The sequence below is a fragment of the Bradyrhizobium sp. YR681 genome, from assembly GCF_000282615.1.
Lineage (GTDB): Bacteria > Pseudomonadota > Alphaproteobacteria > Rhizobiales > Xanthobacteraceae > Bradyrhizobium.
The window spans coordinates 1-13,161 of sequence record NZ_AKIY01000331.1 but is presented as its reverse complement, the minus strand read 5'-3'; the positions used below and the strand labels follow the sequence as shown (position 1 = coordinate 13,161).

Here is a 13,161-nt window from a genome sequence, read left to right as displayed (position 1 = left end):
GCAAGGCTCAAGGCCAGATCGCAGCAAGAAAGATCAAGACGACAAAGCCGCCAAGCGGCACCAGATGTGAAAAATCGCGGTGGCGCAGAACAGTCGAAACCGCAGCGGCAATGATGGCCGCCCCAACTATCAGGCCAATCACGTGCCCAACAGGAAGCGCGATCAGAACGGCGGTCATGATCTCCAGTCCACCGGTCAAAATGCTCCACCAGCGCGGGTAACCCCACCGAGCAAAATCGGCTTGCGTCCTGGATGTGCCGATCGCGTTGACGAGGCCTGCCCCAAAGAAGCCGGCAACGAGCAGCCAATTTGAAACAGCATGCACCATCTTAGACCAGACCCACGATCAGGGGCACGGCCGCGAAGACCATGATTACGGCCGTGAGACCGTGTATGCCCAACGCGCTCGCCGTAGAGCCTTTCGCAGCAAGAATGAGCAGCATGTCGCCCGCGGGGATGATGGCTTCCACGAGCAGGATGATGCCGACGCTGCTGGGTGCGCCCCACATCATGAACGCCAGCACCGCCAACCCCGATACGATGTCCCGCACCCCCTTGAGACGAAGCCACCAGGCGATGTTGGCCCCGTTCTCGGGAAGCGGAAGGCCGAAGCTGCGTGTGGCGGCGAACGGGCTCGCGACATATCGGATGCCGATCGCGATAATCGCAACAGCCACGAGCAACGCCGTTCCGAGGGCGAGCCAATGCATCACGCCTTCCTTCCTAGCCGAGAAAGATAATCTAGCGATGCTAGAAATATCTAGCGATGCTAGATTGTCAAGCGCCGGAATGATATTTGGTAGCGCGGGCATTTCAGGTTCGGGAGATTGGAAATTGGGCACGGCCGAGCGGAAAGGCAGGGAGCGAGCTGAGCGCGAGCACCGCATTGTCGCGGCAGCGCGGGTGATTGCAGAGCGCGAAGGATGGGATGCCGTTACGATCCGTCGCCTGGCCGAGGAGATCGAATACAGTCAGCCGGTGCTCTATTCGCATTTCGAGAACAGGGATGCGATCGTTGCAGCGGTTGCAGTCGAGGGTTTCAAGGAACTCACAGTCGGTCTTCGGCAAGCGGCAAGTGGATCGAGCGGACGAAACGCCCTCAAGAATGTCGCGACGGCCTATCTCGCCTTCGGGCTAAGTCGCCCTGCGCTTTACGACGCCATGTTCGTCCTTCCGACGAATTTACGGTTCGCCGAAGCCGGAACCAGACCGGAGCTACAGGCCGGCTTTGAGGCACTCGCGGCGGTGGTATCGCCGTTTTGCGTCGATGTAGCTGTCGTGACCGAGACGTTTTGGGCGGCCCTTCACGGACTCGCTGAACTTGAGCGCTCAGGTCGAATCAGGCCCAGCGCCCGCGACGAACGCATCGCTCGTGTTGTTCGGGCGATCGCAGTTTCCGGAAGCAAATCGCCTGCGCGCGGCTGAGCCCTGTCGGTCGATGGCTGCTTTGGCGGATTGTCCGACCAGCCCCGATGCCTGTGTTACGCCGGACACGATGGGCCGCTCTCGATGTCCGGCTTCGCCAACTTGAACCGGATGTCGTCCGTTCAAAGTCCTTAGGCCGGGGGCTTGACCGCCGCGACGCCGCTACCGTGCCGGCGGCGGATGATCCAGATCGCCAGGCCGAAAATGATCGCACCGCCGATAACGGCAAGCATCCAGATGTGCTTGCCGATATGCCCGTGATGCGGCAATCCGGCATATTCATGCAGGGCCGACACCGCCAGCACGCCCGGCAGCACATGCGCGGGCGCCCAGACCAGGATGGCCGGAATGTTCACCGCATAAAACTTCGCCGGCGCCATCCCCAGCGCGCCGGCGGTCACCGGTACGAACGCCCGGATCGGCGGCACGAAACGGGCGAAGAACACGGCCCAGCTGCCGAAGCGGTGGAAGAAGCTTTCGCTCTGCTCGACCACGCGGGGGTAGTTGGTCAGCGGCCAGGTGTTGAGGATCTCGCGTTGCTGCCGGTGCCCGATCCAGTAGGCCGAGCCGTCGCCCAGCACGGCGCCGAGCGCGGCCGCCAGCAGCACCCATTGCAGCTTCAATTCCCCGCCGGGAACCAGCGCACTCAGGGCCAGGATGATGGTCGAGCCGGGGATCACCGACCCCACCACCGGCACCGCCTCCAGCAGCGCCGCCAGGAACAGGGTCAGATAGGCCAGCCAGGCATGGGCCGAAACGAAGGAAATGAGGGGATCAAGGAAGGATGTCACGACGTCTTTCGTGTCGGCGGCGGGGCCAGGGGGCAGGCCCTGAGGGGCTCAGACCCTACATAAGTAAGGGGAGGCGGTAAAAGTGCCATTCCCGTGGGCAGGCCCGCACCCCCGCCCGAAATTCGAGCGTGATTCGCAAGGCAGCCCTCCAAAAACTGCGTTCCTCGCCTATCTAAATGAAAAGACAACGGAACTTTGATTGCGGGGCGGGCTTCTGCCCGCACGTTGTCTCTGATAGGTTCGCAGACGCACCCAGCCGCAGCCACCGTGCAAATAACTGGTCTCGGGATCGCCCGGGACCTCGGAGGATTGATGACGACCGCCGCCCTGTCCAAAGTTGAGGAAGTTTCCGGTTTGCCCGACATGAAGGTGTCGGTCCGCCAGGTGTTCGGGATCGACAGCGATCTCGAAGTGCCGGCCTATTCCGAAGTCGATCCTCATGTGCCCGAAGTCGATTCCGACTACCGCTTCGACCGCGCCACCACGCTGGCCATTCTCGCCGGCTTCGCCCGCAATCGCCGCGTGATGGTGACCGGCTATCACGGCACCGGTAAATCCACCCATATCGAGCAGGTCGCCGCCCGCCTGAACTGGCCCTGCGTGCGCGTCAACCTCGACAGCCACATCAGCCGTATCGACCTCGTCGGCAAGGACTCCATCGTGGTCCGCGACGGCAAGCAGGTCACCGAATTCCGCGACGGCATCCTGCCCTGGGCGCTCCAGCACAACGTCGCGCTGGTGTTCGACGAATACGACGCCGGTCGTCCGGACGTGATGTTCGTGATCCAGCGCGTGCTGGAGGTCTCCGGACGCCTGACGCTGCTCGACCAGAACAAGGTGATCAAGCCGCACCCGTCGTTCCGGCTTTTCGCCACGGCGAATACCGTTGGTCTCGGCGACACCTCGGGCCTCTATCACGGCACCCAGCAGATCAACCAGGGCCAGATGGACCGCTGGTCGATCGTCACCACGCTGAACTACCTCAGCCACGACGAGGAAGTCGAGATCGTGCTGGCCAAGGCCAAGCACTATCGCACCCAGGAAGGCCGCGACATCGTCAACAAGATGGTGCGCCTCGCCGATCTCACCCGTAACGCCTTCGCCAATGGCGATCTGTCGACGGTGATGAGCCCGCGCACGGTGATCACCTGGGCCGAAAACGCCGACATCTTCGGCGATATCGGCTTTGCGTTCCGGGTCACCTTCCTCAACAAGTGCGACGAGCTCGAGCGTCCCCTGGTCGCCGAGTTCTACCAGCGCTGCTTCAATGCGGAGCTGCCGGAATCGGCAGTCAACGTGGCGCTCAGCTGACCTCATGCCAACCATCACCGTCGAGCGCACCATTGGGACGACCAAAAAGGCTGTGCTCGCCGGGCTCGGCGCCTATAACGACGAGCACATGGGGAAGCAGAAGTTCAAGGGCATCGCGGTCTCGCTGAAGGACCGCGGCAAGATCGTCGGTGGCATCGTCGGGTACCTCTGGGCCACGGTTCTGTTCATCCAGTATTTCTGGATCGACCAGAAGCAGCGCGGCAAGGGTCATGGGACGAAGCTGATTGCGGCGATCGAGGACGAGGCAAGACGGCAGGGCGCGGTCCAGGCCCATGTCGACACGATGAGTTTCCAGGCGCCGGGCTTCTATCGTTCCCAGGGGTACGAGGAATTCGGCACCGTCAAGGGCTATCCCGGCGGCGTGACGCGCCACTCGTTTACGAAGTCGCTATGAGCACATCATCATCCAACTCCAAATTCCGTAACACCAAGGAAGCGCCGACCGAGCCGTTCAAGCGCTCGGTCGCTTCCTGTCTCAAGGCGATTGCGAAATCGCCCGAGCTCGACGTGAGCTTCGCGGCCGAGCGCCCGGGGCTTGCGCCCGGCAAGGCGCGGCTGCCGGAGCCGGCGCGCAAGATGACAAAGCGCGACGCCGCGATCGTGCGCGGCCACGCCGACTCCATCGCGCTCAAGATCGCCTGTCACGATGCCAAGCTGCATCGCAAGCTGATGCCCGGCAATCCGCAGGCGCGCGGCGTGTTCGAGGCGGTCGAGCAGGCCCGTGTCGAGGCGATCGGTGCGCGCCGCATGGCGGGCGTTGCCAAGAATCTCACCGCAATGCTCGACGATCATTTTCATCGCGGCAAGTTCGACGAGATTACCGACCGCGCCGATGCGCCGCTGGCCGACGCGCTGGCGATGCTGGTGCGTGAGCGCCTGACCGGCATGGCGCCGCCGACGGCTGCGAAGAAGATGGTCGATCTCTGGCGTCCGATTCTCGAAGACAAGATCGGCAAGCGGCTCGACCGGCTCGACATCCTCGTCGAGGACCAGACCAGGTTCGGCGATGCCGTGCATGATCTGCTGACCGCGCTCGAGCTCGGCGACGAGCGCAGCGCCGACAGCGAAGACAATGAGGACAACGACGAGAACCAGGACGGCGACAACGACCAGTCCGGTGCCGAGGGCTCGCCCGATTCCGATGCCGCCCAGGAGATGAGCGCCGACCAGGCGCAGGCCTCCAGCGAGGAGATGAGCGAAAGCGCGATGGAAAGCGCTCAGGCCTCGACCTCCGACACCTTCGACGACGGCGAGCTCGGCGACGACGAGACGCCGGGCGAGGCGACGCGTCCGAACTCGCACGGCAAGAACGAGCCGCGCGGGCCGGAATATCACGCCTTCGCGCCGAAGTTCGACGAGGTCATCGCGGCCGAAGACCTCTGCGACCATGACGAGCTGGAGCGCCTGCGCGCCTATCTCGACAAGCAGCTCGCGCATTTGCAGGGCATCGTCGCCCGTCTCGCCAACCGGCTTCAGCGGCGCCTTATGGCGCAGCAGAACCGCGCCTGGGAGTTCGATCTCGAAGAGGGCATTCTGGATCCCGCGCGTCTGTCGCGCGTGGTGACCGATCCCCATCACCCGCTGTCCTTCATGCACGAGAAGGAGGCGACGTTCCGCGACACCGTGGTGACGCTGCTGCTCGACAATTCCGGCTCGATGCGCGGCCGCCCGATCACGGTCGCGGCGACCTGTGCTGACATCCTCGCCCGCACGCTGGAGCGTTGCGGCGTCAAGGTCGAGATTCTGGGCTTCACCACGCGCGCCTGGAAGGGCGGGCAATCGCGCGAGGCGTGGCTGGCCGCCGGCAAGCCGGCCAATCCCGGCCGCCTCAACGATCTCCGCCACATCATCTACAAGTCGGCCGACGCTCCGTGGCGCCGTGCGCGAAAGAATCTTGGCCTGATGATGCGTGAGGGTCTCCTCAAGGAGAACATCGACGGCGAGGCGCTGGATTGGGCGCACAAGCGCCTGCTCGGTCGGCCCGAGCAGCGCAAGATCCTGATGATGATCTCGGACGGTGCGCCGGTCGACGATTCCACGCTGTCGGTCAATCCCGGCAATTATCTCGAGCGGCATTTGCGCCACATCATCGAAGAGATCGAGACCCGCTCGCCGGTCGAGCTGATCGCGATCGGCATCGGCCATGACGTGACGCGCTACTACCGCCGCGCGGTGACGATCGTGGACGCCGAAGAGCTCGGCGGCGCCATCACCGAGAAGCTCGCCGAACTGTTCAGCGAGACCAACACCGCACCCACGCAGCCGGCCGGTCGCCCGCGACGCAAACTGCATTCGTGAGCACGCAATCGTCCCGCCGCCGCTTTCTTGGCCACGCGGCGGCGGGATTTTCCACTCTCGCACTCTCCCGCCTCGCTCAGGCGCAAGCGACGACCGAGCCGCCGCCGCGCATCTCGCAGGTCGAGCACGGCGTCGCCGAGCCCACCAGTGTCGAGGTCAACGCCCGGCCGATCCCGAATTTCGAACCGCGTGACCGCTCGCGCACCCGCTTCGGCTCGCTCGAGTATCGCAGCGGCCTGGTGCTGACCTCGCCCTATCGCGGTTTCGGCGGCCTGTCCGGCATCCGGCTCGATGCGAAAGGCGAGCATTTCCTCGCGATCTCCGACCAGGGCGGCTGGTTCACCGGCCGCATCCGCTATTCCGGCAGCAAGATGGCCGGGCTCGACGACGTCGAGGCCGCGCCGGTGCTGGGCGCGGAAGGGCGGCCGATCACGGAGAAGCGTTTCTGGTACGACACCGAGTCGCTCGCACGCGACGGCAACCTCGTCTATGTCGGGCTCGAACGCGTCAACCAGATCATGCGCTTCGATTTCGCCAAGGGCGGCACGCGCGCCCGGGGCGAGGTGGTGCCGACGCCGGCGGCGATACGCAAGCTGCCGTCCAACAAGGGGGTCGAGGCGCTGGTCTTCGTGCCCAGGGACAAGGGCCAGCCGCTCGCCGGCACCCTGATCGCATTCTCCGAGCGCGGGCTGGACGCCGACGGCAATCTGGTCGCCTTCCTGATCGGCGGCCCGACGCCTGGCCAATTCAGCGTGCGCCGCACCGAGAAATTCGACATCAGCGACGCCGTGCTGCTGCCCTCGGGCGAACTCCTTATCCTCGAACGCAAATTCTCCTGGTTCACCGGCGTCAATATCCGCATCCGGGCGATCCCGCTCAAATCGATCGCACCGAATGCGCTGGTCGACGGCCCGGCGCTGTTCAACGCCGATCTCGGCCACGAGATCGACAACATGGAAGGCATCGACGCCCACGTCACGGCGGAGGGCGAGACCGTGCTGACGCTGGTGTCGGACGACAATTTCTCGCTGCTCCAGCGCACGCTGCTGTTGCAGTTTACGTTGGTGGAGTAGCTCGCCTTACGGAACGGTTCTTGCAGCGCTCGAGGTCATTGAAACGGAGTTCTCGATGAACAGGTTTCTTCGGGCGTTTTGCGTCCTTGTCGGTTTCTGGACAGCCACTGCAGCACAGGCAGAAGGCTGGCCGACGCGGCTGATCAAGGCGACCATCCCGTTCGGTCCGGGCAGCGCGGCCGACGTGGTGCCGCGGCTGGTGTTCGAGCGTCTCGCCGCCGAGCTCGGTCAATCCATCGTGGTCGAAAACCGCGCCGGCGGCGGCGGCGTGGTCGGTTCCGCGCTGGTCGCCAAATCCGATCCCGATGGCTACAGCCTTCTCGCCCAATCGTCGGCGCTGACCGTCGCGCCCCTGATTTTTCCGAGCGCGAGCTTCGACCCCACCCGCGACCTCGCCTCGGTGTTCATGATCGGATCCGGCGCCAATGTGATGATCGTGCCGAAGGAGCGGCCCTGGAAAACCATCCAGGACTTCATCGCCGACGCCAGGGCAAAACCCGGCTCTATTTCGTTCGGCTCGGTTGGCATCGGCAGCGCCGTGCATATCTCGAGCGAGAAATTCCGCTATGCCGCCGGGATCGAGGCCACGCATGTGCCGTATCGCGCCGGCCCGGAAGTGATCGCCGACATTCTCGGCGGACGGATCGATCTTTATTTCTGTCCGCTGGCGACAGCGCTGCCGCTGATCCGCGAGGGCCAGGTCCGCGCGCTGGTGGTCTCGACGGCCAAGCGCGTCGCCGATCTGCCCGACGTGCCGACGCCGGTCGAGATCGGATTGAAGGACGCCGACAGCGAGATCTGGTTCGGTGTGTTCGTGCCCGCGAAGACGCCGCGCGAGATCGTCGAAAAGCTGCACGCGACGGGCGAGAGAGTATTGGCCAATCCGGCGATGCAGGCGAGCCTGAAAAAGCTCGGCATCGAACCGATGGCGATGAAGCCGGCCGAGATGGACGACTTCGTCAAGCGCGAGATGGCGGCCAATCTGGAACTGATCAAGGCCGCTGGCATCAAGCCGTAGGGGAGGGTTGCGTGCCCGGCGGCTTGAGGAGAGGGAAGAGGCTCGCTAGCATCGCGGCCAGCTTTCCCTCCATCCCCCGGAACTCCCCGCATGAGCGCCCTGTTTTCCCCGATCAAGCTGCGCGGCCTGACGCTGAAGAACCGTCTCGTGGTGTCGCCGATGTGCCAGTATTCGGCCGAAGACGGCGTTCCCACCGACTGGCATTTCACCCACATCAACAATCTCAGCCTGTCGGGCGCTGCGATGTTCTGCATCGAGGCGACCCATGTCGAGGCGATCGGCCGCATCACGCCGGGCTGCCTCGGGCTCTACAGCGATGCCGCCGAGGCCGCGCTGAAGCAGATCCTCGCCTCGGTGCGCAAGCATTCTTCAACGGCGATCGCGATGCAGCTCGCCCATGCCGGCCGCAAAGCCTCCAGCGCGCGGCCCTGGGACGGCGGCCAGCTGATCCCGGTCAGCGACGGCGGCTGGCAGACGGTGGCGCCGTCGGCGCTGCCGCACAAGGACGGCGAGGCCGCGCCGCTGGCGCTCGATGCCGCCGGCCTCAAGCGCATCCGCGACGCCTTTGTGGACTCTGCAAAACGCGCTGATCGCATCGGCATTGACGCCATCGAGCTGCACGGCGCGCACGGCTATCTCATGCATCAGTTCCTGTCGCCGATCTCCAACAAGCGCACCGACGAGTATGGCGGCTCGCTCGAAAACCGCATGCGCTTTCCGCTGGAGGTCTACGACGCGGTCCGCGCCGTGTTCCCGCACGACAAGCCGGTCGGCATGCGGGTGTCCTCCACCGACTGGGTCGAGGGCGGCTGGGATCTGGCCCAGACCATTGAATTCGCGAGGGCGCTGAAGGCGCGCGGCGTCGACTGGATCGATGCCTCTTCCGGCGGCGTGTCGCCGCTTCAGAAGATCGCGCTCGGCCCCGGCTATCAGGTGCAGTTTGCGGACGCCATCAAGCGCGAGACGGGGCTGCCGACCATCGCCGTCGGCCTGATCACCGAAGGCAAGCAGGCCGAAGAGATCGTCGCATCCGGCAAGGCCGACATGGTCGCACTCGCCCGCGGCATGCTCTACGACCCGCGCTGGGGCTGGCATGCCGCGGCCGAGGTCGGTGGCGAGGTCGAAGCCCCGCCGCAATATTGGCGCTCGCAGCCGTCCACGCAGAAAGCGCTGTTCGGCAAGACGACGTTCGGGGCGAGGTAAGCGCCGCGCATCGCAGCTGCCGGATGTGGCGCGACAAATGCGCCGCATCCGCGTCACTGCAATGACGATGCGGACGATCAACGCATTCGAGTCTCACTGTCCTCGCGCAGACTCCTCCTCACCCCACCACCTTGCTGCTGCCCTGTGTGATCAGCCGCGCGGCGCGCTGGTCGCGGGCGTAGATCCAGAGCCAGCTCAGCGCGACGCTGAGGCGGTGGCGCAGCCCGATCAGGAAGTAGATGTGGGCGATGCCCCAGATCCACCACGCAATGGTGCCGCGCAGTTTGATCTTGCCGAAATCGATCACCGCGAGCCGCTTGCCGATCTGCGCCAGGCTGCCGGAATGCTTGTAGCGGAACGGGCCTTTGCTCTCGCCGCGCAGCCGCGCCTTGATGGTCTCGGCGACATGGCGGCCTTGCTGCTTTGCGGCCGGTGCGATGCCGGGCACCGGCTTGCCGTCCCAGGCGTTGATGCTGATGGTATCGCCGATCGCAAAGATCTCGGGATGATCAGCGATCGTCAGGTCGTCTTCGACCTGCACGCGACCGGCGCGATCGCTTGGCGTGCCCAGCCACTCGGCGGCAGGCGAAGCGCGCACGCCGGCCGCCCAGATTCGTGTCTTGGCCTCGAGCAGCTTGCCGCCGAACACCACGCCCTCACGATTGATCTCGGTGACGGCCTGCCCGAGCACGACTTCGACGCCGATCTTTTCAAGCGAAGCCTGCGCATAGGCCGAGAGGTCGTCGGGAAAGCCCGCGAGCACGCGCGGCCCCGCTTCGATCAGCACCACGCGCGCCTTGTGGGTGTCGATGTTGCGGAAGTCGGCGGGCAGGGTGTGATGCGCCATCTCGGCGATGGTGCCGGCGAGCTCCACGCCGGTGGGACCGGCGCCGACGATGACAAAAGTCAACCGCGCCGCGCGCTTGACCGGATCGGTCTCACGCTCGGCGCGCTCGAATGCCACCAGGATGTGACGGCGCAGCGTGGTCGCATCCTCCAGCGTCTTCAGGCCGGGCGCGAACTGCTCCCATTCGTCGTGGCCGAAATAGGCGTGGCGCGCGCCGGTCGCGAGCACCAGCGTGTCGTAGGGCACCTCGCTGCCGTCGTCGATCAGCACGCGGCGCCTTGTCGCATCCACCCCGCTCACGGTTGCGAACAACGTCGTCACCTCGCGCCGGTCGCGCATGAGATGGCGCACGGGCCAGGCGATCTCGCTGGTCGCGAGCGAGGCGGTGGCGACCTGGTAGAGCAGCGGTTGGAATAGATGATGGTTGCGGCGGTCGATCAGCGTGATCTCGACTGGCGCGCCCGCAAGCCGGTAGGTCGTCTCCAGCCCGCCGAAGCCGGCTCCGACGATGACGACGCGGTGGGGGGTAGCGGCCATGATGTGCCTCGAATCTCGCTGCGCTCTACGCCTTCATTTAAGTGCTGATTGGGCGCGGCAGTCCAATAGCCGTCATCAATCGTGGAATAGGCTGATCGTATTGGCATTCCCCGCGAAAGCGCCGCAGCCTTGGAGTGATCTTGGCCGAAGTGAGTAGAATTATATTTCTTGCCATCCCCGATTGGGGCGAAATATGGTGCAGGGGCGGGCGCTGAGCCATTGGCGGCGCGACAGATTTTGCGTTCAATAGAGACGACCCGGGGCGGCGGTCACCCCGTTTCCGGGATCAATAATAAGGAGGGGAGTGGTTATGAGGACGGCATTCTGGCTGGCAGGTGCGGCTGCGCTCGCGCTGGCAAATCCGGCATTCGCCGGCGACACCATCAAGATCGGTTTTGTCTCGACCTTCAGCGGCCCGACCGCCGTGATCGGCAACGACATGCGCAATTCCTTCGAGCTCGCGCTCGATCACATCGGCCGCAAGATGGACGGCAAGCCGGTCGAGGTGATCTACGAGGACGACGGCCAGAAGCCCGATGTCGGCAAGCAGAAGACCGAGAAGCTGGTGCAGTCCGACAAGGTCGATTTCATCGTCGGCTACATCTGGTCGAACGTGCTCTTGGCCTCGCTGAAGACCGCCGTGGACTCGCAGACTTTCCTGATCTCGGCCAATGCCGGTCCGTCGCAGCTCGCAGGCGAGCTCTGCAGCCCTTACGTGTTCTCGACCTCCTGGCAGAACGACCAGACGCCCGCCGCCATGGGCCTCTATATGAACGCGAATGGCGTCAAGAGCGTGTTCCTGATCGGCCCGAACTATGCCGCGGGCAAGGACATGCTCGCGGGCGTGAAGAGCACTTTCAAGGGTGAGATCAAGGGCGAGGAGTATACGGTCTGGCCGAGCCAGCTCGACTTCTCGGCCGAACTGGCGAAAGCCCGTGCCTCCGGTGCCGAATCAATCTTCGTGTTCTATCCCGGTGCGGCCGGCGCGCAGTTCCTCAATCAATATGTCCAGGCCGGTATGAAGAGCACCATGCAGCTCTACACCGCCTTCACTGTCGATGAGACGACGTTGCCGTTGCAGAAGGAGAATGCGATCGGGGTGTCCGGTGCGCAGGAGTGGGTGAACGACCTCCCGAACGAGCAGAACAAGAGGTTCGTCGCCGACTATCGCAAGAAATATCCGGGCGCCCGGCCGAGCTATTACGGCGCGCAGGCCTATGACGCAGCGCAGCTCATCAACAGCGCGGTCGTCGCGGTGAAGGGCGACACCAGCAAGAAGGACGCGATGAAGGCCGAGATGGAGAAGGCCAACTTCAAGTCGCTGCGCGGCTCGTTCAGGTACGGCAACAACCACATCCCGATCCAGAACTTCTATTTGCAGGACGTGGTGAAGGGCCCGGGAGGCGAACTCTCGCTGAAGACCGCCGCCACCATCGTCACTGACGACCAGGACCGCTTCCACGACAAATGCCCGATGAAGTGAGCTGGTAGCTTCCGCTCTCCTCGCTTGCGGGGAGAGCGGCAGTCTCCGCGGAGACGGTAGAAGCCGGTCGCCCAATCATCGCCACACCGTCATTGCGAGCGCAGCGAAGCAATCCAGAGTCCCTCCACGGAGAGATTCTGGATTGCTTCGTCGCTTTGCTCCTCGCAATGACAGCGTGGATGGAGCCTACAGCCGCGGCATGCTCACGGGCCGCACTTCGCGCGACTGTGCCGCCAGCCTGATGCCGGCGTTGGCCGCACCAAACCCCTGATAATTCCTCCGCTCCACGATCTCGAAGAAGAACCGCTCGTCGAAGATGTGGGTGTAGACCTGGAAGAACTCGCCGTCGCCTTCACGGTCGTAGAGGATGTGATTGGCGCGCAGCTGCGCCATCAGGTCGGGCGAGAGGTCGTATTTGGCTTCGATGTCGTCGTAATAATTGTCTGGAATATCCAGGAAATCCGCGCCGCGGGCGCGCATCGCCGCAACGGTTGCGAAGATGTCCTCGCACGTGAACGCGACGTGCTGCACGCCCGAGCCGAAGAACTCCGAGATGAAGCGGGCCGGCAGGGTCCGGTTGGCGGACGAGCCGTTGAGCACGAAGCGCAGGCTCTGGTCGGCGTTGATGATGGCCTGGCTCTGCACGAGGCCCCTGGGATCGGCGATCTCCATCTGCGGCAGCCGCTTCAAGTCGAGAATGCCGGTGTAGAACAAGAGCCAGGACAGCATCTCGTCATAGGGCATCGACTGCGCGATGTGATCGACCGCGAGCAATGCATCCGGGGCTGCGTCGCTTGTGATTGTTTCGAAATCGGTGTCCCAGTTCTTGCCGGCCTGATCGAGGAAATAGAGCAGGCTGCCGCCGACGCCGTGGATCGCGGGGATCTCGAGCTCACCCGGCCCGACCGGCTGGTAGAAGGTGCGGGTCTTCAGCGTCTCGGCGCGCTGCATGGCAAGGCCGGCATTGTCGACGTCGAGCGCGATCGCGCACACGCCGGGGCCGTGCGTCACGTAATGCGAATGCGCAAAACCGTCGGTCTCGCAATTGATGACGAGCTCGACCTTGCCTTGCGACCAGCGCTCCACCGCCTTGCTGCGATGCTTGCCGCTCCTGCGGAAGCCGAGCTGCGAGAACAGGCGGGCGAGCTCGCCCG

At 64.4% G+C, this 13,161-nt stretch carries 13 protein-coding genes; 8 read left to right on the top strand and 5 right to left on the bottom strand.

All coding sequences use genetic code 11. From position 1 onward, the window contains the following. Nucleotides 1–7 precede the first annotated feature (7 nt). Both PMI42_RS35800 and PMI42_RS35795 read right to left on the bottom strand, forming a co-directional pair. Nucleotides 8–328: a DoxX family protein gene (locus tag PMI42_RS35800; protein WP_035967768.1), complete on the bottom strand. Its 321-nt coding sequence runs from the start codon at nt 326–328 to the stop codon at nt 8–10. 1 nt (nt 329) lies between these two features. Beyond that, nucleotides 330–710 (bottom strand): DUF4267 domain-containing protein, encoded by a 381-nt coding sequence (locus PMI42_RS35795; protein ID WP_008144552.1) that lies wholly within the window; start codon nt 708–710, stop codon nt 330–332. Between the two features lie 124 nt (nt 711–834). On the opposite strand from PMI42_RS35795, the gene PMI42_RS35790 reads away from it, so the two are divergent. Then, nucleotides 835–1,425: a TetR/AcrR family transcriptional regulator gene (locus PMI42_RS35790; protein ID WP_035967861.1), complete on the top strand. Its 591-nt coding sequence runs from the start codon at nt 835–837 to the stop codon at nt 1,423–1,425. Between the two features lie 131 nt (nt 1,426–1,556). On the opposite strand, the gene PMI42_RS35785 is transcribed toward PMI42_RS35790, so the two are convergent. After that, on the bottom strand, nt 1,557–2,216 hold the full coding sequence (locus PMI42_RS35785; RefSeq protein WP_008144550.1) for a DedA family protein: 660 nt from the start codon (nt 2,214–2,216) through the stop codon (nt 1,557–1,559). A gap of 312 nt (nt 2,217–2,528) precedes the next feature. On the opposite strand from PMI42_RS35785, the gene cobS reads away from it, so the two are divergent. From cobS to PMI42_RS35755, 6 genes are all read left to right on the top strand, one after another. Beyond that, complete coding sequence (gene cobS, locus PMI42_RS35780) at nt 2,529–3,527, top strand: cobaltochelatase subunit CobS (RefSeq protein WP_008144548.1); 999 nt, start codon at nt 2,529–2,531, stop codon at nt 3,525–3,527. 4 nt (nt 3,528–3,531) lie between these two features. Beyond that, entirely contained in the window at nt 3,532–3,942 is a 411-nt protein-coding gene (locus PMI42_RS35775; RefSeq protein ID WP_008144546.1) for a GNAT family N-acetyltransferase, read from the top strand. Next, nucleotides 3,939–5,846 carry a cobaltochelatase subunit CobT gene (gene cobT, locus PMI42_RS35770; RefSeq protein WP_008144543.1) on the top strand — a complete coding sequence of 636 codons (1,908 nt, stop codon included), beginning with the start codon at nt 3,939–3,941 and terminating at the stop codon, nt 5,844–5,846. The genes PMI42_RS35775 and cobT overlap by 4 nt, the downstream gene beginning before the upstream one ends. Then, nucleotides 5,843–6,919, top strand: coding sequence for an esterase-like activity of phytase family protein (locus PMI42_RS35765; RefSeq protein ID WP_008144541.1), 1,077 nt, complete (start codon nt 5,843–5,845; stop codon nt 6,917–6,919). Before cobT ends, PMI42_RS35765 begins: the two co-directional genes overlap by 4 nt. A 55-nt stretch (nt 6,920–6,974) precedes the next feature. Further along, nucleotides 6,975–7,937, top strand: coding sequence for a Bug family tripartite tricarboxylate transporter substrate binding protein (locus PMI42_RS35760; RefSeq protein ID WP_008144539.1), 963 nt, complete (start codon nt 6,975–6,977; stop codon nt 7,935–7,937). Nucleotides 7,938–8,027: 90 nt separating this feature from the next. Beyond that, on the top strand, nt 8,028–9,140 hold the full coding sequence (locus PMI42_RS35755) for an NADH:flavin oxidoreductase/NADH oxidase (RefSeq protein ID WP_008144538.1): 1,113 nt from the start codon (nt 8,028–8,030) through the stop codon (nt 9,138–9,140). A gap of 118 nt (nt 9,141–9,258) precedes the next feature. Here the strand turns inward: PMI42_RS35755 and PMI42_RS35750 are convergent, their stop codons facing one another. Further along, nucleotides 9,259–10,524, bottom strand: coding sequence for an NAD(P)/FAD-dependent oxidoreductase (locus PMI42_RS35750; RefSeq protein ID WP_008144536.1), 1,266 nt, complete (start codon nt 10,522–10,524; stop codon nt 9,259–9,261). 310 nt (nt 10,525–10,834) lie between these two features. Here PMI42_RS35750 and PMI42_RS35745 point away from each other — a divergent pair, with 310 nt between their 5' ends. Beyond that, nucleotides 10,835–12,007 carry an ABC transporter substrate-binding protein gene (locus tag PMI42_RS35745; RefSeq protein ID WP_008144534.1) on the top strand — a complete coding sequence of 391 codons (1,173 nt, stop codon included), beginning with the start codon at nt 10,835–10,837 and terminating at the stop codon, nt 12,005–12,007. A gap of 186 nt (nt 12,008–12,193) precedes the next feature. On the opposite strand, the gene PMI42_RS35740 is transcribed toward PMI42_RS35745, so the two are convergent. Continuing rightward, on the bottom strand, nt 12,194–13,161 hold a 968-nt coding region (locus tag PMI42_RS35740; RefSeq protein WP_008144531.1), incomplete at its 5' end, for a 4-hydroxyphenylpyruvate dioxygenase family protein.